The 22,346-nt window shown below is 47.3% G+C and carries 20 protein-coding genes; 4 read left to right on the plus strand and 16 right to left on the minus strand.

Going from position 1 to position 22,346, the window contains the following annotated elements; translation table 11 throughout:
• Window positions 1-99 precede the first annotated feature (99 nt).
• The 3 genes from glsA (at window position 100) to gadC (ending at window position 3,608) form a co-directional block, all read left to right on the plus strand.
• Window positions 100-1,065 (plus strand): glutaminase A, encoded by a 966-nt coding sequence (gene glsA / locus ABUA47_RS07420; protein ID WP_009038262.1) that lies wholly within the window; start codon window positions 100-102, stop codon window positions 1,063-1,065.
• A gap of 109 nt (window positions 1,066-1,174) precedes the next feature.
• Complete coding sequence (locus tag ABUA47_RS07425; RefSeq protein WP_005832258.1) at window positions 1,175-1,918, plus strand: potassium channel family protein; 744 nt, start codon at window positions 1,175-1,177, stop codon at window positions 1,916-1,918.
• A gap of 103 nt (window positions 1,919-2,021) precedes the next feature.
• Entirely contained in the window at window positions 2,022-3,608 is a 1,587-nt protein-coding gene (gene gadC, locus ABUA47_RS07430; protein ID WP_349831498.1) for a putative glutamine/gamma-aminobutyrate antiporter GadC, read from the plus strand.
• Between the two features lie 92 nt (window positions 3,609-3,700).
• On the opposite strand, the gene ABUA47_RS07435 is transcribed toward gadC, so the two are convergent.
• The 9 genes from ABUA47_RS07435 to ABUA47_RS07475 all read right to left on the minus strand — a co-directional run bounded on the left by ABUA47_RS07435 (window position 3,701) and on the right by ABUA47_RS07475 (window position 10,645).
• The gene (locus ABUA47_RS07435) at window positions 3,701-4,651 is read right to left on the minus strand and encodes an NAD(P)H-dependent flavin oxidoreductase (protein ID WP_005831206.1); all 951 of its coding nucleotides are present in this window, start codon (window positions 4,649-4,651) and stop codon (window positions 3,701-3,703) included.
• Window positions 4,652-4,729: 78 nt separating this feature from the next.
• A complete protein-coding gene (locus ABUA47_RS07440; RefSeq protein ID WP_008664780.1) occupies window positions 4,730-5,392 on the minus strand; it encodes a DUF4858 domain-containing protein in 663 nt (220 codons plus the stop codon).
• A 48-nt stretch (window positions 5,393-5,440) separates the two neighbouring features.
• Entirely contained in the window at window positions 5,441-5,998 is a 558-nt protein-coding gene (locus ABUA47_RS07445; RefSeq protein ID WP_005831209.1) for a DUF4943 family protein, read from the minus strand.
• Between the two features lie 19 nt (window positions 5,999-6,017).
• Window positions 6,018-7,118, minus strand: a complete 1,101-nt coding sequence (locus tag ABUA47_RS07450; RefSeq protein WP_035448797.1) for an outer membrane beta-barrel protein — start codon at window positions 7,116-7,118, stop codon at window positions 6,018-6,020.
• Window positions 7,105-7,713, minus strand: coding sequence for an RNA polymerase sigma factor (locus ABUA47_RS07455; RefSeq protein WP_005832268.1), 609 nt, complete (start codon window positions 7,711-7,713; stop codon window positions 7,105-7,107). Before ABUA47_RS07455 ends, ABUA47_RS07450 begins: the two co-directional genes overlap by 14 nt.
• A gap of 50 nt (window positions 7,714-7,763) precedes the next feature.
• The gene (locus ABUA47_RS07460; RefSeq protein ID WP_035448799.1) at window positions 7,764-8,468 is read right to left on the minus strand and encodes a hypothetical protein; all 705 of its coding nucleotides are present in this window, start codon (window positions 8,466-8,468) and stop codon (window positions 7,764-7,766) included.
• Window positions 8,469-8,474: 6 nt separating this feature from the next.
• Complete coding sequence (locus tag ABUA47_RS07465) at window positions 8,475-9,185, minus strand: hypothetical protein (protein WP_005831218.1); 711 nt, start codon at window positions 9,183-9,185, stop codon at window positions 8,475-8,477.
• A gap of 226 nt (window positions 9,186-9,411) precedes the next feature.
• Entirely contained in the window at window positions 9,412-10,260 is an 849-nt protein-coding gene (gene nadC / locus ABUA47_RS07470) for a carboxylating nicotinate-nucleotide diphosphorylase (RefSeq protein ID WP_005831220.1), read from the minus strand.
• Window positions 10,253-10,645, minus strand: a complete 393-nt coding sequence (locus ABUA47_RS07475) for a DUF4783 domain-containing protein (RefSeq protein ID WP_009038259.1) — start codon at window positions 10,643-10,645, stop codon at window positions 10,253-10,255. Before ABUA47_RS07475 ends, nadC begins: the two co-directional genes overlap by 8 nt.
• A gap of 94 nt (window positions 10,646-10,739) precedes the next feature.
• Here ABUA47_RS07475 and rlmH point away from each other — a divergent pair, with 94 nt between their 5' ends.
• Entirely contained in the window at window positions 10,740-11,213 is a 474-nt protein-coding gene (rlmH, locus tag ABUA47_RS07480) for a 23S rRNA (pseudouridine(1915)-N(3))-methyltransferase RlmH (RefSeq protein ID WP_005831223.1), read from the plus strand.
• Between the two features lie 6 nt (window positions 11,214-11,219).
• Here rlmH and ABUA47_RS07485 read toward each other — a convergent pair whose 3' ends face one another.
• The 7 genes from ABUA47_RS07485 to ABUA47_RS07515 all read right to left on the minus strand — a co-directional run bounded on the left by ABUA47_RS07485 (window position 11,220) and on the right by ABUA47_RS07515 (window position 22,023).
• Window positions 11,220-14,129, minus strand: a complete 2,910-nt coding sequence (locus ABUA47_RS07485; protein ID WP_009038258.1) for a bifunctional fucokinase/fucose-1-phosphate guanylyltransferase — start codon at window positions 14,127-14,129, stop codon at window positions 11,220-11,222.
• A gap of 423 nt (window positions 14,130-14,552) precedes the next feature.
• Entirely contained in the window at window positions 14,553-14,909 is a 357-nt protein-coding gene (locus tag ABUA47_RS07490) for a MarR family transcriptional regulator (RefSeq protein ID WP_005832281.1), read from the minus strand.
• An 11-nt stretch (window positions 14,910-14,920) separates the two neighbouring features.
• Window positions 14,921-17,395: an FAD-dependent oxidoreductase gene (locus tag ABUA47_RS07495; RefSeq protein WP_005832282.1), complete on the minus strand. Its 2,475-nt coding sequence runs from the start codon at window positions 17,393-17,395 to the stop codon at window positions 14,921-14,923.
• Window positions 17,396-17,688: 293 nt separating this feature from the next.
• Window positions 17,689-18,900, minus strand: a complete 1,212-nt coding sequence (locus tag ABUA47_RS07500) for a clostripain-related cysteine peptidase (RefSeq protein ID WP_034523208.1) — start codon at window positions 18,898-18,900, stop codon at window positions 17,689-17,691.
• A gap of 19 nt (window positions 18,901-18,919) precedes the next feature.
• Window positions 18,920-19,318: a hypothetical protein gene (locus tag ABUA47_RS07505; protein ID WP_005832284.1), complete on the minus strand. Its 399-nt coding sequence runs from the start codon at window positions 19,316-19,318 to the stop codon at window positions 18,920-18,922.
• A 122-nt stretch (window positions 19,319-19,440) separates the two neighbouring features.
• Window positions 19,441-20,301, minus strand: a complete 861-nt coding sequence (locus tag ABUA47_RS07510; protein WP_002561589.1) for an RNA polymerase sigma factor RpoD/SigA — start codon at window positions 20,299-20,301, stop codon at window positions 19,441-19,443.
• 192 nt (window positions 20,302-20,493) lie between these two features.
• Window positions 20,494-22,023 carry a Do family serine endopeptidase gene (locus tag ABUA47_RS07515; RefSeq protein WP_349829766.1) on the minus strand — a complete coding sequence of 510 codons (1,530 nt, stop codon included), beginning with the start codon at window positions 22,021-22,023 and terminating at the stop codon, window positions 20,494-20,496.
• Window positions 22,024-22,346: the final 323 nt, after the last annotated feature.

Consider the following 22,346-nt stretch of genomic DNA (forward strand, 5'->3'; position numbering starts at 1 on the left):
ACGAGGTACGATTAGAGTTTCTCTTGATACGGACTACGTTTAAAGGAGTAATTTCAATCGTAAATCGTACATCGTCTAATCGTACATCACAACGTGTTTATGGAAAAGAAAATATCAATTTCACAAATAAAGGAGGTTGCCCAAGAAGCCTACAATGAGGTGAAGGGCAGCACAGGAGGCAAGAATGCGGATTATATTCCCTACCTTGCCAACATAGACTCCAAACTATTCGGACTCAGCATCTGCCTGATGAACGGGCAGACCATCAATATAGGTGACACAGACTATCGTTTCGGTATAGAGTCCGTCTCGAAGGTACACACGGCCATCCTTATCCTGCGCCAATACGGTGCACAGAAAGTGCTGGACATGATAGGTGCCGATGCCACGGGACTACCATTCAACTCCATCATCGCCATTTTGCTGGAAAACGACCACCCTTCCACTCCATTGGTAAATGCCGGTGCCATTTCCGCTTGTTCCATGGTGCAGCCAGTGGGAAACTCCGACAAAAAATGGGATGCCATTGTACAGAATGTCACTGAGCTGTGCGGCTCTGCCCCACAACTCATCGACGAACTGTACAAATCGGAAACGGCTACCAACTTCAACAACCGCTCCATTGCCTGGCTGCTGAAAAACTACAACCGCATCTACGATAATCCGGACATGGCTCTCGACCTCTATACTCGCCAGTGTTCTCTCGGCATCACGGCCCAGCAACTGGGCATTGCCGCAGGAACCATCGCCAATAACGGTGTGAACCCCGTCACCAAACAAACGGTGTTCGAAGCCAGCTTGGCACCGAAAATCACGTCGATGATTTCTACCGTAGGCTTCTACGAGCATTCGGGCGACTGGATGTACACCGCCGGCATACCGGCCAAAAGCGGTGTAGGCGGTGGTGTAATGGCCGTATTGCCCGGTGTCATGGGAGTATCGGCCTTCGCTCCTCCCCTAGACGAAGCGGGAAACTCCGTAAAGGCCCAATCGGCAATCAAGTTCATCATGAACAAGCTCGGCCTGGGTGTGTTCAACGGTGATAACGTAACGATTACAGAATAAGTTTCTCTTTTTAGTTATGAGTTATAGGTTATGAGTTATTTGTTGGTAGGCACCGTAATCAGCAAATGACTTATAACTCATAACTTATGACTTTATAATGGACTTCATCATGAAAATGGCTCTATCAGAATTTGTATTGCGGGAAAAAGGTATCTATGGCATACTGCATGTCATTATATTGATACTGTCGCTATTTTTAGTTATCAGCATCTCTGTCGACACGTTCAAGGGGATCCCCTTTTACGAACAGTCGGTCTACATGAAAGTACAGTTGTGGATATGCGCCCTGTTCCTGGCAGATTTTGTATTGGAATGGTTCCTGGCAGAGAAGAAGGGTCACTACGTGGCCACGCATTTCATTTTCCTGCTGGTAGCTATACCCTATCAAAACATCATTGCCTATATGGGATGGACTTTCTCACCCGAGATAACCTATATGCTGCGTTTCATCCCATTGGTGCGGGGTGGTTACGCCATGGCTATCGTGGTGGGTTGGCTGACGTACAACCGCGCATCGGGACTGTTCGTTTCCTACCTTACCATGTTGCTGGCCACTGTCTATTTTTCCAGTCTGGCCTTTTATGTCATGGAGCATGGTCCCAATCCTTTAGTCAAAGGATATGGAGACGCCTTATGGTGGGCATTTATGGACGTGACGACGGTGGGTTCCAATATCATAGCAGTCACTCCCACCGGACGGGTACTGTCCGTACTGCTGGCTGCGCTGGGCATGATGATGTTCCCTATCTTTACAGTGTATGTAACGAGCCTGGTCGAACGGCGCAATAAGGAAAAAGAAGAGTTCTACAAGAAAGTTGCACAGAAGCCCGCGCCCAAAGCCGACGCTTCCTGAATAGTTAAAACCTGAACTTTCACTTATCCGTTGGGAACAACTCTCCCCAAGTGTTGTTATAGACGCTGATTTTGAATATATTTTTCATCTAAAACCTTAACTTATGGCAAATATTAAACAAACAGTGAAGCTGGGTGTATTTACCCTGGCAATCATGAATGTGACGGCAGTAGTATCCCTACGTGGACTTCCTGCCGAGGCCGTGTACGGAATGAGTTCGGCCTTCTACTACTTATTTGCAGCCATTGTTTTTCTGATTCCGACGTCACTTGTCGCCGCGGAACTGGCTGCCATGTTTCAAGACAAGCAAGGCGGTGTGTTCCGCTGGGTGGGCGAAGCCTACGGAAAAAAACTGGGCTTCCTTGCCATCTGGGTACAATGGATTGAAAGTACAATCTGGTATCCTACCGTATTGACATTCGGTGCCGTATCCATTGCTTTCATCGGCATGAACGACGTACACGACATGTCACTGGCCAACAACAAGTATTACTCACTCGTTGTTGTCCTCATCATCTACTGGCTAGCTACGTTCATTTCCATGAAGGGCATGAGCTGGGTAGGTAAAGTGGCAATGGTCGGCGGCCTGGTCGGGACTATTATCCCTGCCGCACTGCTGATTATCCTGGGTATTATCTACCTTGCCACCGGCGGACACTCCAACCTGGATTTCCACAGCAGCTTCTTCCCCGACTTGACGAACTTCGACAACGTGGTGCTTGCTGCCAGTATCTTCCTCTTCTATGCCGGTATGGAAATGGGCGGTATCCACGTAAAAGACGTGAACAATCCCTCCAAGAATTATCCGAAGGCAGTGTTCATCGGTGCGGCCATTACGGTTATCATCTTCGTGCTCGGTACTTTCTCACTGGGCATCATCATCCCGGCCAAAGACATCAGTCTGACACAGAGTCTGCTTGTAGGCTTCGATAACTATTTCCATTACATCCGCGCCTCCTGGCTGTCACCCATCATCGCCATTGCTCTGGCATTCGGGGTGCTGGCAGGTGTATTGACATGGGTTGCCGGTCCGTCCAAAGGTATCTTTGCCGTAGGAAAAGCAGGCTACATGCCTCCGTTCTTCCAGAAGACAAACAAACTAGGTGTACAGAAGAACATCCTTTATGTACAAGGCGGTGCAGTAACCGTACTGAGCCTTCTGTTCGTAGTCATGCCTTCCGTACAGAGTTTCTACCAGATTCTGTCACAGTTGACCGTAGTCCTCTATCTTATCATGTATATGCTGATGTTCTCCGGAGCCATCGTGCTGCGTTATAAGATGAAGAAGCTGAACCGTCCGTTCCGTATCGGCAAGAATGGCAACGGATTGATGTGGCTCATCGGTGGACTTGGTTTCTGCGGGTCATTGCTGGCATTCGTACTGAGCTTTATCCCACCCAGCCAGATTTCAACAGGCAGCAACACAGTATGGTTCTCCGTGCTCATCATCGGTGCGCTGATTGTAGTCATTGCCCCATTCATTATTTATGCTTCCAAGAAACCGTCCTGGGTTGACCCGAACAGTAGCTTTGAACCGTTCCATTGGGAAGAGCAACCTGCTGTGCAGACAGCCGGTAAAAGTGCAACAAATATGGCTACCGGTAGCGCCACTGCCAGCAGCAATGGCACAAGTAATTCCGCCACAAGTGGAAATACGGCAAAAGACACAACCAATATCCCCAAAGGATAAAAGGTTATAAGTTGAAACTAAAAAAGGAATATCCCCGAAATCACCGGGAATATTCCTTTTTTATTGTTATATGATACCAGAAGAGGGAATATTCAGAAATCCAATTCCTGCATTCTCTCCCACGCCCTTCTGCTCTCCTCCACCAACTCTTGCATGACCGACGCCACAGACTGCACTCCCTTTCCATGCAGCAAGGCAGATACCTGCCCTATTTCCAGTTCCCCTTCTTCCAAGTCACCTTCAAAAATACCACGTTTGGCACGGCCACGCCCTAAAAGGATACGAAGTTCTTCCTCTGAAGCTCCCACAGCCTCAGCAGCCTCTACGGCGCTGCGAAAGTTATTGCGCACCAGACGCACCGGAGCCAATTTCTTCAAAAGCAGACGGGTATCCCCTTCTTCCAAATGCAAGCAGTAATCCTTAAATACCTCGTTTGCAGAACTCTCTGCCGTCAAGGCAAAGCGTGTACCAATCTGCACACCTTCCGCACCCAGCACCCGGGCAGCCAGCATGGCCTCACCCGTTGCAATGCCACCGGCGGCAATCAGCGGAAGTGTAGTAACTGCACGTACAGCTGGTATCAGGCACAGGGTGGTAGTCTCCTCCCTCCCATTGTGCCCACCGGCTTCGAAGCCTTCGGCAACTATTGCATCAACACCCGCCTCTTCTGCCTTCACGGCAAAACGCGAGGACGAAACAACATGCACCACCGTGATGCCACGCTCGTGCAACCAACCAGTCCATTTCTTCGGGCTGCCGGCAGATGTAAATACAATCTTCACTCCCTCGTCGGCCACAATCTGCATTATCTCTTCTATCTGGGGATACATCAAGGGAATATTCACACCAAAAGCATGATGCGTAGCCTCACGGCATTTCCTGATATGCTCCCGCAACGTTTCGGGATGCATCGAACCTGCGCCGAGCAAGCCCAGCCCTCCCGCATTGCTTACAGCAGCAGCAAGTCTCCAGCCGCTACACCACACCATACCACCTTGAATTATCGGATATCTTATTCCAAATAGAGAAGTCACTCTGTTCATTATTACTTTTTTTAAAGGTTTACTAATGAAAACAAGAAGAGGAGAAAGAAAGTTCAAAATTTGACAAAAAGTGATAAATTACTGTTGTTCCAAAACAGTTATCGAATCTCCATACGCCTTCAATACTTCCAGCGTACGGGCACGGCGCTTGCGGCCTTTGAAATTCCAAAACTCACGGGTAAAAGGTGTCATCAGGTCTAAACCGGAAATTCCACCGCCACTGGCACCCTGCCAACCGCCCACAGCCATATTATTGGCCCGCTCCGTCACCCGGTAACGCAAACCGGTTGCTTCAATCTGCTCCACAGTCTCACGCGGACCGGCATCAAACGGATGTTTAGCCCAGTTCGTAGGAATCATCAGAATCTTAAGCGCATAGAATTCATCTCCTCGCCAAGTATCCTTGTCTACCTTGATTTTTTTCTGATAAATGGGGTCCCAATTATATTTGGTATTGGCTGTATAAGGACGTAAGGTAAGCACCACTTTTTTCTCGGGCGCTTTCGGCATGACGGGCAATGAATTATCAAAATCCATCCACGACTTGTCCATCACCGCTTTCGGAGTACCCAGAGAATTGTTCATTTCCAATTCCTGCAATACCTCCGGATTCAGTTTTACCTCCCCCTCGCCCTTCAGCAACCGGTTCAGCCTCAACGAGTCCTGAGGGGTCCAGTTTTGGGCATAGCAAGGGAAGGCTACTGCACAGAGCAGCCCCATTACAAGTATAAATCTCTTCACCTGACAGTTTGATTACTTAATACCTAATCCTTAATCCCTAAAAACAGGTCACCACCACATATATCCGCTGCCACAAAGCGGTTCGTCATAGCAGGGATCAATCGTCCACATAGTCCGTGGATACTTACGGGTTTCCCACCAGCGGCGGTAGCGCGAAGCGGCATCCAGCACCTCTTCGTCCGAAAGGAAATAGATACCTTCATAATTCTCCGCATCCGTATGTACCATCTTGCATCCCATCGAAGCATTGTTCCCGAGGCGGATAGTCTCTACCGTCCACAGGATGCATTCGCCCAAACGCAGCTTGCCACCTGCCGAATAGGATACCGGAGCCAGGGGGAAAGAGGGAATGACCGTCAAGTCCTCGGCATACTTCAGCAATTCCTCTATATCTTCGGAAGTGAACTTGGGCATGTTACTCAATCCATCCGGACTTTGGGTAGAATATTTGCCAGCCTTCAACTGCTTGACAAACAAGTCTACATCCGGATGGTTGTAGTCCAACGTTTCTTTGCTGCAAGAGCTCAAAGAGAGAACAGAAAGAGTAAAGAATACGAGCAGCATAGTCTGCCCGAATATATGTAATTTATTGTATAGAGTCTTCATATTTGTATGGTATTTAAGATTAATAAGTCATGCGCACGCCGCACAACAGATTCAGATTGGTGGGCCGTTCCGTACGCAAGGTTCTTGTCTGCGAGTCCGTATCGAAATGATGGGATACAGACGGCTCTGCAAACAAGGCAAAACGGTTGTTCATTTTATAGCGTACCCCTACTCCGGCAGCAACCGACAACTGTACCGGCTCTGCACCGAAACCATTGTCCGGAGCACCAGCAATGCATTTCTCGGCTGCTCCACCTACCATAGCATAGAAATCCACTTTCGGCGTACTGGCCAGCATCATGTTCAGCCTTACCGGAACTTCCAGCGTATGCAACGTATGGTCACCATCCAAGCAATTATACTGAAGACCGGCTTCCAAGGAGAAATGCTTGTTCAAACAACGTTCCACGCTTACCCCGGCCGTGAACGGCATATGAAAATTCCCTTTCGGCAGGGAAGTGCCGATGCCTGCTTTCAATGCCCAATTACGGGGCTTGGATGGCGATACAGCCACAGACTTTGCCGGTTCTTCCTCAGAAGATGGCAGCATTCTATCTATATCAGCATCCTTATGGCCAGGATTTGAATGGTAGTTCCCGTTTCCGGCCGGAGTTCCGTTACTGTAATAACCGTTTCCCGGCTGCTGCTGGTTTCCGTACACCCGTTGGGTAATCCGAATGGAAACATGGACAGACACGGATTCATCCTCATCGGCCTGCGCCGTCAATCCTGCCGGAATGCCGTTGGCGGGATGCTGTGTACCGGGCTTTTGTGCCATGGGGTTGGCCTGATGGATAGAGGGAAAACTTTCCTGCACCACATCCCCGTTCAAGTTACCTTCCGGCGTCATGGCCGCCACTTGTGTAAAGGCCTCCTTGATTTCCTCTTTCGGAGAGAAATACCAGAAAGCGGCAGAAGCAGCTCCCAGTACAAATACAACAGAGGCGGCTGCGGCTACGCGGTGAAACCTCGGAGAAAGAAAAAGCGGCCTCCTGCCTTTTGCGGCAACCGGTGACGGCAAGTCACGTTGCAACCCTTCCCAGAAGTCCTCCCGCACTGTCATCTCTGCGCCGGCAAGACGACTGCGGAACAAACCGGTTATTTCATCATTTTCTCTCATATTCAGTATATTCTTTAATTCTTTTTATCAACAAACACTTAGCACGATGCAACTGCGAGGTAGACGAATGCTCTTTGATGTGGAGGATTTCGGCTATTTCCTTGTGCGATTTCTCCTCAAAGACGTATAAGTTGAATACAGTACGGCATCCATCGGGAAGTTCCGCCACGAACGCCATCAGCATTTCTTCGGAAATACGGCCTCCGGTTTCGGCAATGCCTGCTTCATCCGGAATGTCGGGCAATTGTTCCTCATTCACCACCAGTTGGCTGAAACGTTGCTGTTTCCGCAGGTAGTCTATCGCCTGCGTCACCATTACCCTTGTCACCCAGGTACTCAATGCACATTCGCCACGGAAGGTGAAGTGGGTGAAAATTTTGATGAAGCCATCGTGCAATACGTCATGGGCCGCATCGACATCGCCCGTATAGCGGTAACATACCGCCAGCATCTGCTTGGAGTAGAGGGTGTATAATTCCTTTCGGGCGGAATCCTTTCCTGCCCGGCAGCCCTCAATCAGTTCTATCTCATTTTCCAATGTCAGTGCTCGTTTTACGGACGCCTCTTTGCGTCGTTTGTTAGTTAGACGCAGCATTGCGGAAAATGCTGCTGAATTAATTCTAAAAAGAAGTTAAAGAACGGAGATTATTTATATTTGGCTTTCAAAGCCTGTATTTGCTTGTCCAGCATCTCATCCAGTTTATCAAATTCATGCCAATACAGAAAACCGGGAACCATGTTGACGTAATTGATAAATTTCTTATACTGCACAAGAAACAAGGCCTGGTCCCGAAGACCGTCGCCACCGTCAAAAACATTCGCCCACTCCCTGGACATGGCAGCACTCATAAGAGCATCTGTTTTCGTTGCATAGTAATCACTGACATCCTTTTGTTTCCTGCCCAACTCAAAATAAGTCTGCAATACATCCTGCAACATACGTTTGTCCGGTATATACTGCATCAATGAAGAACCTTTCAGCACATCCAGCGCATCTGTCCTATAAGAAAATTCATCCATATTATTGAAAAACTTGCCATACTTCCACAGAGTATCTGTCGGTATCTTGGATACATCCATATCATGTTCCCTCAACAACAGACTCATGTGTATGTCAATATCCAACAAGTGCTTTATATTACGGAGCTCCTGCCTATTATATTCCAACTCTTCCGTTACCAACTGCATCGTAGCACGCACTTCCTTTTGGCGGGCATTCTCGGTAATCCGGTCATTTCCCCAGAAAGTGACAATGATGCCCGCAGCCACAATACTGAACTGGCGGAAATAATCACCTATGCGCCAACTTTTTATCTTATGGTTCAACCTGTTAAAGCTTGTCTTTCCCATATCTTTTCATTCTAAATGATACTTTTTCTCAAGCGCTTGTATTGCCTCGTCTATACGTTTTCCCACACGTTCTACATAGTCCGGCGTAAAATAGTTCCGCGCTACCCTGACAAAGTTCCGTACCGACCTGTCCGACAAGTAAATATCCCACGCCTCATATCCTCCACGATTTATCTGGTCCGTCTGTTCATCAGTCAATGCCAAATGGAAAGGAACCATAATTTCGTCCTTCATATCGTAATAGCCATTCATAGTCGCCCTAAATCCATCCAATACCTCATAGATTCCGGTCAACTGCAACAGTAGCTCTTTATCTGAAATCTTCTGCATCAACATGGAGTTTTTAAGTATATCCAATGCATTCTGACTATAATAAAAACTGCGGATATGCCCCATAAGAAAGCGGAACTGTATCAATGAATCTTCTGGTATCGTCCGATGCTTTAAGTCATACTCCACCAATAAGCTGGAAAGACGTTCATCCTCTCTAAACTCTGAAACGATACTCTCATAATTCTCCCGGTTGCTTTTCAGTTCATCCCTAATCAGCGACATGGTGGCTTGAATATCTTTCTTCTCGGAGTTTTGAGTAACCAACTCACTACCGGCAAAGGTAATCAGTACACCAATCACCACAATGGAAGTCTGCCGGATGTAGTCTCCCACTTGCCAACCTTTGACAGTTGTTTTTACTTTATTCCATGTTATGTTTTTCATACCTTCCTACGCTATTTATCCATTGAAACACATCATCCGTTACAGCCAAACGCATCATCTATCTGCCCCAAACAGACCATCTGTTTCTCCCAAATACACCATCTGTTTTTCCGGGTGCCATTACTCTACCGGTTATCAAGAGAAAGCCTCTCATAAATCTGCCTTAATGCAGCATTCTTTATGAGAGGCTTTCCTTATTATTCTGCAATAACGCGTTCTGCCTTTGTCAACATGCTTTAAAACTCATATCCAATCCCTTCACAGAATGGGTCAGCGCACCGACTGAGATAAAGTCTACACCGCATTCGGCATAGTCGCGGAGCGTATCAAACGTGATGCCGCCGGAAGATTCCGTTTCATAGCGGCCGCCTACCATCTCTACGGCCTTCTTTGTCATTGCCGGCGTAAAGTTGTCGAACATGATACGGTCTACACCGCCCAGGTCGAGCACCTGCTGCAATTCGTCGAAGTTGCGCACTTCTATTTCTATCTTGAGGTCCTTGCCTTTTCCCTTGCAATATTCCTTCGCACGGTTGATGGCCTTGTCGATGCCTCCCGCAAAGTCCACATGGTTGTCTTTCAGCAAAATCATATCGAACAAGCCGATACGGTGGTTTACACCGCCACCGATTTTCACTGCCATTTTCTCGAGGATACGCATGCCCGGAGTAGTCTTGCGGGTATCGAGTACACGGGTATTCGTACCTTTCAGTTGCTCGGCATACTTATGTGTCATGGTGGCAATGCCACTCATGCGCTGCATGATGTTCAGCATCAGACGCTCCGTTTGCAACAAAGACTGTATCTTGCCTTCCACAATCATGGCCACATCACCAGGCTTTACGGCTGTACCGTCATTAATGAACACTTCCACCTTCATGGTAGGATCGAAACGGCGGAACACCTCCTTTGCTATCTCGATACCGGCCAGGATGCCCGGTTCTTTTATCAACAGTTTGGACTTGCCCATTGCCGTAGCAGGAATGCACGAAAGGGTTGTATGGTCTCCATCGCCTATATCTTCGGCGAAAGCCAGGTCTATCAGCCTGTCAATCAATTCTTCTTCCTTATTCATCTGTTTTATCTATCCTTATTTGATGTATGACATATTTGCTCTGTACTTTTCTGAAGAAACAATTCACCCGAAAGTTTCCATTTGCGGTCATCAAGGTACCGATGACGAAACCGGACTCATCGCGCTTCCCCTGATGGTTCACATTAAAACTGCCGACCTTGTGGTTGGAAAAGAAAGCAGCCATTGTGCCCTCTGCCGTCCGCTTGTCGGCGTGGGTCGACTTATTCTGAATGATTAAATCGACCTTGTCACCCAGATACTTGTTGAGCTCCTGAGAGTTTCCTTCCTTGAAGGCTCCAATCACTCCCTCGGGAACATTCTGAGCCAGCAGCACAGACGTCCAAATGAAGAGACCGGTCAACAAAAAGATTACCCGTTTTTTCATTTTCACAAGTATTTATGATAGGCAAAGGTAAGCATTTGTCTCAAAATACAATAAAAAAATGCTAAATTTGTGCGCTAATCAAAACAGAACCAGTATGAAAACTACTCTGCTCGTTGTAGGACGAACTGTAGAACAACACTTTATAACAGCCATCAACGACTATGTGCAACGTACCAAGCGTTATCTCTCATTCGAGATGGAAGTCATCCCCGAACTGAAAAACACCAAGAGCCTCTCCATGGAAGTGCAGAAGGAAAAGGAAGGGGAACTGATATTGAAAGCTCTCCAGCCGGGAGATGTGGTCGTACTGCTGGACGAAGGTGGAAAAGAAATGCGCTCCATAGAGTTTGCAGACTATATGAAGCGCAAGATGAATACCGTGAACAAACGGCTGGTATTTATTATCGGAGGCCCTTACGGATTCTCCCCCAAAGTGTACGAAGCGGCACACGAGAAGATGTCCCTCTCACGCATGACCTTTTCCCATCAGATGGTGCGCCTCATCTTTGTGGAGCAACTCTACCGGGCGATGACCATACTGAACGGGGGGCCGTATCATCATGAATGATGAATTTCAGCTCCGCGACACCTGGAATCCCTTATCCGAGAGTGACATTTCTACGAACCTGGCTCTCGGATTCGGTACATTCAGCGTCAAGGTCTCACGGATGCGCAGGGCTGCCTGCGGATCCTTAGCCACCATATACAGATAACCTCCCCCACCGGCTCCCGGCAGTTTATATCCTAAGGTATAGTCTTTTATCTGACGGATGATGTCCTCTACGGCAGGAGGATTTGTTCCACTGTCCAGTGCCTTCTTCTGCATCCATGTCTTGCCTACCAGTGTTCCGAAACTCTTGAAGTCATTCCGTTGAATGGCTTCGGCCATATCCAAGGCATGTGCTTTCATCTCTTCTAATAACCCCAGGTGCAGGGAAGAGTTGAGGAACATGGAGCGTACTATTTCTGCAAGGATGCCCTTGGCTGTACGCGTAATGCCCGTATAATACAGCAGATGGCAATCGCGGTATTCCGGATGGGTAAACAAATGCTCGGGCAACCAGCGTACCAATGGCTGCTGGGCAAATCCAGCCTCCGTCTGCAACAGTTTGATACCTTGCAGTACCCCACCGTATTGGTCTTGCCAACCGCCACCGGTCGTCAGCAACTGTTCCAGGGCAAGCGTACGGCGGCATATTTCGTTCTTATCCCACATCAGTCCGCAAAAGTCACTCAATGAACCCAAGACAGTAGAAGCCAAAATGGAGCTTGTGCCCAGACCGGAACCTGCAGGTATGGCAGAAAGCAATGTAATCTCTATACCTGTGCCGAAGGCTTCCAGTTGTTTTTCCAGCGAAGGATAAGCCGTTTCTGAAAAAGCCGGAACAAACCCGGCCAGCGCCAATGCTGCTTTGGGAATGGAAAAGGGGGAACCTATCATGCAATAGGATTGCAATTCCTCAAAAGTATTCACCACCTCCATGGCTCCCATATCAATGGAGCGCAACACGATGCGATGCTCCGCGCAAGGTTTGATGTACACTTGTAAAGGCGGCTGCCCGTTCAGTTCAATGGCAATATTCACCACACTCCCACCGGCAAACAAGGAGTAAGGCGGAGTGTCCGTCCATCCTCCCGCCATATCTATGCGTACGGGGCTACGCCCCCATACAATCTGGTCACTATACACATTCAGGCGAGGACTGCTCTTGCGTTCATACAAATCAGTCAGCAATCCTTCGCGCAACAAGTTGAATGCGGCCTGCTCGTCTGCCTTGAAGTCCCTTCCGTCCAGCTTCTCAATCTGTGCACGCAGCATCCGGTTATGGATACGCTGCATCAGCGAGGCATCTGTCGGCAACACTTCCGGCTTGTCAATGCCGAATTTATGGAATTCACCGGCCACATCCATCAAGTCGAGTTGATAGAATACACTCTTTGCATGGTTGCGTGCCAGCACTTCCCAGTTTCCTTTGCAGAAGCTCTCCCGCTGTGCATACAGCAGACGCAAGTCGGCTTGTGCTGAAATTTCGTCGGCGGACAACCGACGACTTTCCAGCCAGACAGCCTTTCCTTCCGTCAAGCCCGGTTCGGAAACCATCCATCGAAGCACTGTCCCCATCTGCTCTTTATCTTCCACAACCGGGAAGATGGCAGCAGCCTGCAGGTCCTCTTTTCTGCCGGTGATGTCTTCCACCGACAATTCCCGTTCGACCAGCCATTCCGAAAACGACATTCCAAGGAACAGTGTCTTTTCATCCCGAATATCCCCCTTAAAAGTATCGTCAAAACCATAGGGGCGTACTGCCCAGCGCTGGTCGGCAAGCGGAACTATATCAATGCAGATACCGTCTGGAATGGTCAGCCTCCAGTCATTCTTGGGAACACCCGTGATAATCTGCCGTGCCCCCAGCCGCCAAGAAGCTCCAACAAAGCTATTTTCAATCCAAAGACTGTCGTTCTTCGGAGTAAGGGGGAGATGCACTTCTGCATTCTGCACAAAGATGGCCGGATTGGGCTTCAACTTCCGGTGCATAATCTGGCGCTGGTCGTAGACCTTATTCTGTAAGGTGACGGTTGAAGACAACAGTTCGCGGCTTGTTCCATAATGGTAGAATTCGCCTCCGGGCAAAGGCAATATGGCGACGGAGAGGCTATTCAGCTCTTCATCCTCAATACGGGGATGATTTCCTAAGGACAAGCCAAAGTCAGCATACAAGTCATAGTATTTCAAGTCGGAATATGGCGTATCCACGTCCAAAGCCCCATCTGCCTTCTGCGAACGTTTCATCAGCAAGTCAACGGCCCGGTCGCTCAATAGCCAGATGCCGATATCCATTAAAAAGAGATGTGTCTTGGAGAGGTTTTCCAATTCTTCCAGAGAGGGTTTCTGAAGCATGAAATCCAAGGATTCCGGTTGATTCCGGTCCGAGATAAACACACCATGATGTGTGGCGAGCAACGGGTCTACCCACAGTCCATAGCACACCACATCTGCATCGGGAATCTCTTGAAGCGGCTTTTCCGCACGGATATATACGTCACCACTGGCAATCAGCGTACGCAGTCTTTCGGGAGCCCGCTCCATTATCTTTTCGTAAAGTGGGAGTTGAAGGGATAATAAATTCTGTCCCAGTTTTTGTCCACGCGCCCAGCGAAACACCGGAATCGGGGTCAATATCTTGCCCGCCGGTGCATATCCCGGTAAACGACGGCTTTGTCCTCCGGCATGCAGCAGAATACGCTTCTCTATTGGAATGCTTTTCTCTGTTGGAATGCACTTTTCTGTTGGAATACGCTCCTCCGCCCAATACTTCCTATCCCGTTCCTTCTGCCATTCTCTCAAGAGCCAGGTAGTTCCCCCACCCGAGCCAAGTTTCATTCCCACCGGGTCGGAAGTACAAAACCATTCCGTACGGTCTACATTTTCCAGTTCATAGAATGCCGACACCAGATTAGGCGGCAAAGACAATAATTTCTGCATATCAATCGCTGTATTGCTTACTATTTGACAGCAAAGTAAAATAATATTAGGCAATTGACATAGAAAGTTTCAATTTATTTCTTTGGTATCAAGCTTGTGTTCCTTTACGGAAATACGACTGAGTATATAGGCGATTCATAAAGAATGGCTTTTCCAATCAAGTTCATTTTTAAAACAGAGAAAAGAATTGATTAAGAGTTAAGAAATTGTCGAAAGAGACATTATTAAAGATTCTTAGTAAATTTCTCAGTAATAAAAGATAGAAATACACACGAACAGATACAAACAATTTATAGCATGCAATACACGATACTAACAACATGTCGTGCAAGAAGTTAATAACGTGTCCTACAAAAAACAAATATCGTGTCCGCAGGATATTAACTTCCTGCAAACACGATATTAATTCGCTTTTACACAAAACTATACGAGGCTAACTACCTGCTGCAACAACTCCGACAATTCGAAAGTAGCATTCTTAATATCCGAAATCCGGTTCTTGCCTTCTGTCGTAAGAGAAAAACGCATCTGACGCTTATCTTCCTTACCTATCAGACGGGTAATGAGCTTCTTTCCCTCGACAGAGCGAATGACCTTTGAAGTGTTGGAGGCAGACAAACCCAGTGCCTCGGCTATCTCACTGGAGGTAAGCTTAGGAGTATTGAGCAGCGTGCACAACAGCATTCCTTCATTCAGCGATAAATCATACATCTGCGTAAACTGCACCTCGAACTCGGCAATAGCCCGATAAACATCACGGATTTTACATAAAGTCTCCATATCTTGTCCTCCTATATAAATAAGTTCACATTTGCCTTGTCCGCACGTTCCATATAGGTAGCCACGCCGCCGATGGTTACTTCATCCAGAAGTTCTTCGTGCTGGATGCCCATCATATCCATAGACATCTGGCAAGCAATGAATTCCACTCCCTGCGCCAATGCCTGCGAGCGCAACGACTCCAAAGAATCCACTCCCTTGCGCTTCATCAAGAAGCGCATCATGCGGCTGCCCATGCCAAACATATTCATCTGCGACAACTTCAGTTTCAAAGAGCTGGACGGCAGCATCATGCCGAACATCTTGCCGAAGAAGTCCTTCTGCACACTGGGTTTCTGCACTTTCTTCAAGACGTTCAGTCCCCAGAAGGTGAAGAAAATGGTTACTTTCTGTCCCGTTGCCGCTGCTCCGTTTGCTAGTACGAAGGTTGCCAGCGCTTTGTCCAGGTCGTCACTGAACAGAATCAGCGTCTTTCCCCTCCCCCCGGCTGCGGAAACATTGGAAGCAGATGTACAAGCCGGAGCACCTTTCTCGATGACTACCGTATAGCGTCCTTTCTCGTCATGCTTCTCTATCAATTTATTTCCCGTCGTATCACACCAGGCAGAAGCATCGCGTGCAAAACCGGCATCGGTTGCCACAATCTCCACACGCTCGCCCACAGCAATGCTATCCATCGCCTTTTTCACCTGCATGATAGGTCCCGGACATTGCAAACCGCAAGCATTTATCTTCAACGTTTCCTTCTTGGACACTGATGCATCCGCAGGAACATCATCAGTAGCAGCCTCTACCGAAGAAGAAGAAGAGCCGCCGCCTGCCGGAGCAGATAGAGACGGCAGAGGTGCTGTTGCCGTGGAGTAGGTCTTATAACCACCTATCAGATTGCGCACATTGCGATAGCCGCACCCCATCAGGATGCGCAGGGACAGATAACCGCGCAGACCCACAGCACAGAAAAGCACTACCGGCTTGTCTGTAGGTATCTCTGCCAAATGCTCGCGCATTTCGTCCAACGGAATATTGACGGCTCCCGGAATGGTGCCGAAAGAGAATTCCTCGGGCGTACGGGTATCTATCAGCATCACTTTATCCTTCTCTTCTACCAGCTCGCGCCAAGAGATGACAGGCATAGCACCGCTGATAATGTTCGATGCTACATAGCCGCCAATAGCGATGGGGTCTTTGGCCGAGGAGAAAGGAGGCGCATACGTGTGCTCCGTCTCCATCAAATCGTAGACTGTGCCACCCCGCTTGATGAGTCCGGCTATCTGGTCGATTCGCTTGTCCACTCCCTCGTAACCGATACATTGCGCACCATAGAGTTTACCGGTTTTGGGATGGAAAGTCAGTTTCAAGGTCAAAGGTAGGGCATCCGGATAGTAACCGGCATGAGATGCCGAGTGAGTCACCGAGCTTTGATATTCCATGCCCCACTGCTTCAAGCGTTTGGCTGCAAGGCCCGTAGAGGCTACCGTCATGTCGAATACTTTGGCAATGGAGGTGCCGATAGCTCCTTCGTAGGAAACAGTATTGCCAAACACCATATTATCAGCAACGATACGTCCCTGGCGGTTGGCAGGATTTGCCAGATAATTGAGCCAGGGCTTTCCGGTCAGCGGATGAGGATATTCGATGGCATCGCCCACAGCATAGATGTCTTTTTCGGAAGTCTCCAAGTGTTCGTCTACCCAGATACCGCCCATCTCGCCCAGTTTCAAGCCGGCTTGTTGCGCCAATGCAGTGGCAGGACGCACACCGATGGAGAGTAACACCATATCGGCAGGAATGGCCTTTCCGCTTTTCAGGAATACGGTGATTCCGTTGTCCGTACGCTTGAAATGGGTTACTCCTTCTTCCAGATAGAGAGAGACGCCTTTCTGCAACAGATGCTGATGAATAGGTGCCGCCATAGAGAAGTCGATAGGTGCCATCACCTGATTACCCATTTCGACTACAGACACATGAACACCGGCATGATGCAGGTTCTCCGCCATTTCCAATCCGATGAAACCGGCACCTACCACCACGGCGCGTTTCACCTGCTTGTCCGAGATATAAGCCTTGATATGGTCGGTATCTTCTACATTGCGCAACGTGAAGATGCCTTCGGAATTAATGCCTTCCAAGGGGGGCTTCACGGGGTTGGCACCGGGAGAAAGCAAAAGTTTGTCATAGCTTTCGTCGTACTCCTTGCCTTCCACATTGCGTATGGTAACGGTCTTGTTTTTGGGATGGATGGCGATTACTTCATTCTGCACACGCACATCAATGCGGAAGCGCTTGCCGAAAGATTCGGGTGTCTGCACCAGCAGCTTCTCGCGCTCTGCTATCACTCCGCCTATATAATAAGGTAAACCACAATTAGCGTACGAGATGTAAGGGCCTTTCTCCAATAAGAGAATTTCAGCCATTTCGTCCACTCTTCTTAGTCGGGCGGCTGCCGTGGCTCCACCTGCTACACCGCCAATGATTACATATTTCATAATTCTTTGTTTTTTTAAGTTTGACGATGCAAAGAAAAGAATTATTTTCAATAAAACATAATTTCCATAAGAAAATATTGTTAAATAACTAATTTTCAACAAGAATAGGCATAAAAAGAAGGGGTAAAAGTACTCTTAATAGATATATTTTAGGCGCGGATTACGCGAAGTTCACGGATTCGATTAACTAATCCGCGTAATTCGCGTAATCCGCGCCTAAAAATAGATTATGAGAAAGCACTCATATACTTTTTCCGGACACAGCCTTATACAATATGTAACTTTGAATAGCCTTACCAACCCAGCTTGGAAAGACCGGCAGACTTATACCAATCCGTGGAACGAAACGCTGCGGCAGCCGCCTGTTTAGACAAAGACGGTATATAATGGGAAACACCGCTTGAACCTTCCATAGAAAACATGCCGGTATAACCAGAATAGTTCTTGGAAGTAGTCTCCCAATAGGGTACTGCCATATCATAAACCTGCTTCCAAGTAGCAAAGCCAGAAGCATCAGTTAACTGTTGCATCAGCTGGACAAAATCATAATAACCAATATTACTACTTTCACGACGTTGGTCGTAATTAAAAACAAGAGAACGCAATTCCTCACTATCAGCATTCTCTGACAAGACTTGCTTGGTAATACTTGCCAAAGACTCTAACACTGAACTCTGTAGCGCACAAACGGAAACACCGCCTGTCCAATTCGTATTGGATATTCCACTCCCTCCATTATAAATTTTCTTGTAAGGCTCGTAATAAGCGGCAGCTACCTTCAACGCCACTTCACCGTCCGAAAACAACGCAGGAACAAGTACATCATAGCGTGCCCCCGGTCCAGGTATTTCTGTAGGTGAACCAATATAATAATCAGTAAAGTTGCGCAAGGCATAAGCCACTTCAATGGACTGCATAAAGCAGGCATCGAACAAGACAAAATCAAAATGAGGAACAGCATCAGCAGACAATATTGTAACCAAATCTTCAATATTCATGTAATGAGTGCCCGAACCTGTGTCTTGCCCTACCCATCTGGTAGAAGGAAGTGGATTAGGAATCCAACCATCTCCATGCGACCAATAAATCAAACCATAGCTTTCAGCTCTGTATTCACTGTTTTTAAAGACATCATTAAAGACTTCCAAAGTCTCAGCCACACCCACAGAATTACGATTTTCATAGGTCTTTACCGTTGTTTCCTGCAATTTACCACCTTCATTTTTCAACTCAATGAGACGTGGAGAAGAATCAGTATCAATATAAACTAATAGGCGCATATTACTACTATTGTTCACTTTTGCCATACCCAATCTCATTTCCTCCAAATCTAATAAGGCTAAAGAAGACAAATTATTAAGTGTACCACGATGATCTGCCGCAAGATATGCCAGTACCGTGCGGCTACCAGCAACGGGAGGTTCCGGTATGGGATCCTCGTTTTCGCATGCTGTCAGTAAAACCGAGCAGCACATCCACAATAGTAGAAAGAGTCTGGATTTCATCATATGTATATTCCCTAAATTATTCCTGCGGTTTTGTAAATGTGAAAGCTTCAGGCTTCACCACCTGCAAAACCATATTCTTACTCTTCTTATACTTACCTTTTACCTTTACAGCCTCTTTTTCCAACTTTTTCCTGTTTTCAGAGAAATAAATCATACAAGTATAGTCCGGCTTCTTCAGATTGTACTCCAGATAGTTCTTGAGCTGGTAAGTGTATAAATCACGCTTGGGCAAGAATCCATTCTTATCCAGCTCTACGCTGTCCAATACCTGGATGTCTGTATAATATACGATGGAGTCATTGAAAGAAGCCGCCACACCAAAAGCATATACAGCCTTTTCCTTATCTTTCATTGTAAAAGCCGAGCACAATGCAAAAACCAAAGCTACGGCACAAAGTATACGAACGTATTTCATTGAGTTATGAGTTATAAGTTATGAATTATCAATGGGGGCAAAGATATAAAAAAAACCGCACGCCTACTAAAGACGTACGGTTTTTTAATTCCTTCTATTTGTCGGAAACTGATATTTCTTATTTATCCCAAATAAGATTTGAGCAATTTACTACGATTACTTTGTCTTAATCTTCTGATTGCTTTTTCCTTAATCTGACGCACACGCTCACGGGTCAAGCCGAATTTGTCGCCGATTTCCTCTAATGTCATTTCCTGCTGTCCGATACCGAAAAACATCTGTATGATTTCTTTTTCCCTATCGGTTAACGTAGAAAGAGCTCTATCAATTTCCCTCGCAAGAGACTCGTTCACCAAAGAGCGGTCAGCCATAGGGGAGTCATCGTTGACCAACACATCGAGCAAGCTGTTGTCCTCTCCCTCTACGAAAGGTGCGTCTACCGAGATATGACGGCCTGACACCTTCAGCGTATCAGAGATTTTGTCAACAGGGATTTCCAGTTCATCGGCAAGCTCTTCAGGAGACGGACGACGTTCGTTTTCCTGCTCGAACTTGGAGAAGGCCTTGCTGATTTTATTCAGCGAACCTACCTGGTTCAACGGAAGACGTACAATACGCGACTGCTCTGCCAAAGCCTGCAGAATGGACTGACGTATCCACCATACTGCATAACTGATGAACTTGAAACCACGTGTTTCATCGAACTTTTCGGCAGCCTTGATCAGTCCTAAATTACCCTCGTTAATCAAGTCGGGCAAACTCAAACCTTGGTTTTGGTACTGCTTGGCCACAGATACAACGAAACGCAGATTGGCACGTGTCAATTTCTCCAGTGCAACACGGTCACCCTTGCGGATGCGCTGAGCGAGCTCCACTTCCTCTTCAACAGTAATGAGGTCTTCGCGACCGATTTCCTGCAAATACTTGTCAAGAGAAGCGCTCTCTCTGTTAGTGATACTTTTTGTAATTTTAAGTTGTCTCATTCTTATAATACAGATTTGGGTTGCAAAGGTACGACAAATTATTTTGTTACAATAATTTCATCCCAACTTTTTCACCTTATTTATATCTTATCCTATATAACAAAAAGGATGCCGGTATGTATTGTACCGACACCCCCTTTTTCGCTATTGTTAGCTAATATTACAATCTTCTTACCTAACTATCCCTATTTTTTATTCTTGAGTCAAATCAACGGCATACATTGCACGTTTTCCTGACGGGAACATACCGGTGATGAACAAACCTTGCTCAGGAGACTTTCTTGCCTCTTTCATCGCCTTTTCCAAATCGTCTACCGTCTTCATCGGCACTCCGTTGGCTTTCAGAATGATGAAGCCCTTGCGGATACCTGCATCGGCCATCTTGCCATTGGTAACCCCGGTAACTTCCAGACCGTAACCCAGGTTCAACTGCTTCTTCAGCTCGGAAGATACGGGCTTGAAGGCTGCACCCAAGATTTCCATTCCGGCATCCTTCACTACCTTCGTAGTGCCTTGCTCATTCTTCAGCGTGATTTCGAATTCCTTTTCCTTCTTGTCACGAACCACTGTTACCTTCACTTTGTCGCCCGGACGGTGTTTTGCCAGCATTTCCTGCAAATCCGAGAACTTGTGAATCTTCTTGCCGTTCAATGCTATGATTACATCATTTTCCTTCAAGATGCCGGCAGCGGAACCACCTTCAACAACTTCGGCCACATAGATACCCTCTTTCACACCAAGTTCGTCGGCCTTCTTCTTCAGTTCTTCGGTCCAGCGTTCGTCCATCTGCAGGTCTGTGCTCAAATCACTACCCTTGATGCCAAGGAGCGCGCGCTGCACGGTACCAAACTGTTTCAAGTCGGCTACCACCTTTGTCATAATGCTGGTAGGGATGGCAAAACCATAGCCGGAATAAGCACCCGTGGGTGAGTAAAGCATGGCATTGATACCAACCAGCTCGCCTTTGGCATTCACCAACGCACCACCACTATTACCTTGGTTGATGGCAGCATCCGTCTGAATGAAAGACTGGATGTTTGCAGCTTGTCCATTGGAGGCAGAAGAGCCAATGGAACGGGCTTTTGCACTGACGATACCAGCTGTTACGGTAGAGTTCAGGTCGAACGGATTACCTACTGCCAATACCCATTCTCCCACCTTCAACTGGTCGGAGTCACCAACCGGAATTGTCGGAAAGTCATCCCCTTCAATCTTAATCAATGCCAAGTCCGTGCTGGGGTCAGTACCGATGATGCGTCCTTTCAGCTCACGGTCGTCATTCAGTTTCACAGTGATTTCATCAGCACCTTCCACCACGTGATTGTTCGTCACAATATATCCGTCTTTGGAGATGATGACACCCGAACCGAAACCTACACGCGGCTGGGTCTGTATCTGGCGCTGGCGTCCACGACCGTCTCCAAAGAAGAAGTCAAAAATATCCGGCTGTTCTTGTACCGTCTGGGTCTTACTCAACTGAGTGGCACGTATATGCACTACAGCATGGAGCGAACTCTCCGCTGCTTGTGTCAAATCCACAGGCTGGGCATCCGTTGCATGGAAAGCCGCCGGTAGCAGATTATTGGGGTTCTGTTGGAACAACTCGCTGAATGCGGCAGGCTTTTCCTTATTCAGCATCTTATAAGTGGTCAATCCAGCCACTCCAGAGCTCAGGAGCACGATAGCCGCAACTCCAAGGATGTTTTTTGTTGTCTGTTTCATACTATTCTTCCTATTCTTTAAATTGTTAATATTCAAGTTTCGTTTAACATTACGACGTTAAAATAACGACAAAAAACGTTCAGTTATTCCGCTTGTCACTCTTTTTTGTTCTCTTTTAACAGAGGATATTTAGGGCTTAACAGCGGTTAACGGCAAAGACTGACAAATTAGCATTTATGTACGATTGCTGACTGTTAAAGAACTGACAGATAGGGTATAAAAAGACGCATCACCCGTTGCGGCCGAAACGGATGATGCAGTTGGGGTAAACAGATGATGCGTTTATACCAAACAGATGAGGTGTTCGGGCTGAACGCATCATC

The sequence above is a fragment of the Bacteroides sp. RTP31139st1_H2_RTP31139_211217 genome, assembly GCF_040227615.1.
Taxonomy (GTDB): domain Bacteria; phylum Bacteroidota; class Bacteroidia; order Bacteroidales; family Bacteroidaceae; genus Bacteroides; species Bacteroides uniformis.

Bases quoted from the DNA above. Each gene is read 5' to 3' on its own strand.
- ABUA47_RS07510 (WP_002561589.1), bottom strand. From the start codon at position 20,301: ATGAGACAACTTAAAATTACAAAAAGTATCACTAACAGAGAGAGCGCT.
- ABUA47_RS07465 (WP_005831218.1), bottom strand. From the start codon at position 9,185: ATGAAAAACATAACATGGAATAAAGTAAAAACAACTGTCAAAGGTTGG.
- ABUA47_RS07425 (WP_005832258.1), top strand. From the start codon at position 1,175: ATGAAAATGGCTCTATCAGAATTTGTATTGCGGGAAAAAGGTATCTAT.
- ABUA47_RS07490 (WP_005832281.1), bottom strand. From the start codon at position 14,909: ATGGAGACTTTATGTAAAATCCGTGATGTTTATCGGGCTATTGCCGAG.
- ABUA47_RS07445 (WP_005831209.1), bottom strand. From the start codon at position 5,998: ATGAAGACTCTATACAATAAATTACATATATTCGGGCAGACTATGCTG.
- ABUA47_RS07460 (WP_035448799.1), bottom strand. From the start codon at position 8,468: ATGGGAAAGACAAGCTTTAACAGGTTGAACCATAAGATAAAAAGTTGG.
- ABUA47_RS07435 (WP_005831206.1), bottom strand. From the start codon at position 4,651: ATGAACAGAGTGACTTCTCTATTTGGAATAAGATATCCGATAATTCAA.
- ABUA47_RS07505 (WP_005832284.1), bottom strand. From the start codon at position 19,318: ATGAAATACGTTCGTATACTTTGTGCCGTAGCTTTGGTTTTTGCATTG.
- ABUA47_RS07495 (WP_005832282.1), bottom strand. From the start codon at position 17,395: ATGAAATATGTAATCATTGGCGGTGTAGCAGGTGGAGCCACGGCAGCC.
- ABUA47_RS07450 (WP_035448797.1), bottom strand. From the start codon at position 7,118: ATGAGAGAAAATGATGAAATAACCGGTTTGTTCCGCAGTCGTCTTGCC.
- ABUA47_RS07485 (WP_009038258.1), bottom strand. From the start codon at position 14,129: ATGCAGAAATTATTGTCTTTGCCGCCTAATCTGGTGTCGGCATTCTAT.
- rlmH (WP_005831223.1), top strand. From the start codon at position 10,740: ATGAAAACTACTCTGCTCGTTGTAGGACGAACTGTAGAACAACACTTT.
- gadC (WP_349831498.1), top strand. From the start codon at position 2,022: ATGGCAAATATTAAACAAACAGTGAAGCTGGGTGTATTTACCCTGGCA.
- glsA (WP_009038262.1), top strand. From the start codon at position 100: ATGGAAAAGAAAATATCAATTTCACAAATAAAGGAGGTTGCCCAAGAA.
- ABUA47_RS07500 (WP_034523208.1), bottom strand. From the start codon at position 18,900: ATGAAATCCAGACTCTTTCTACTATTGTGGATGTGCTGCTCGGTTTTA.
- ABUA47_RS07515 (WP_349829766.1), bottom strand. From the start codon at position 22,023: ATGAAACAGACAACAAAAAACATCCTTGGAGTTGCGGCTATCGTGCTC.
- ABUA47_RS07475 (WP_009038259.1), bottom strand. From the start codon at position 10,645: ATGAAAAAACGGGTAATCTTTTTGTTGACCGGTCTCTTCATTTGGACG.
- ABUA47_RS07455 (WP_005832268.1), bottom strand. From the start codon at position 7,713: ATGCTGCGTCTAACTAACAAACGACGCAAAGAGGCGTCCGTAAAACGA.
- nadC (WP_005831220.1), bottom strand. From the start codon at position 10,260: ATGAATAAGGAAGAAGAATTGATTGACAGGCTGATAGACCTGGCTTTC.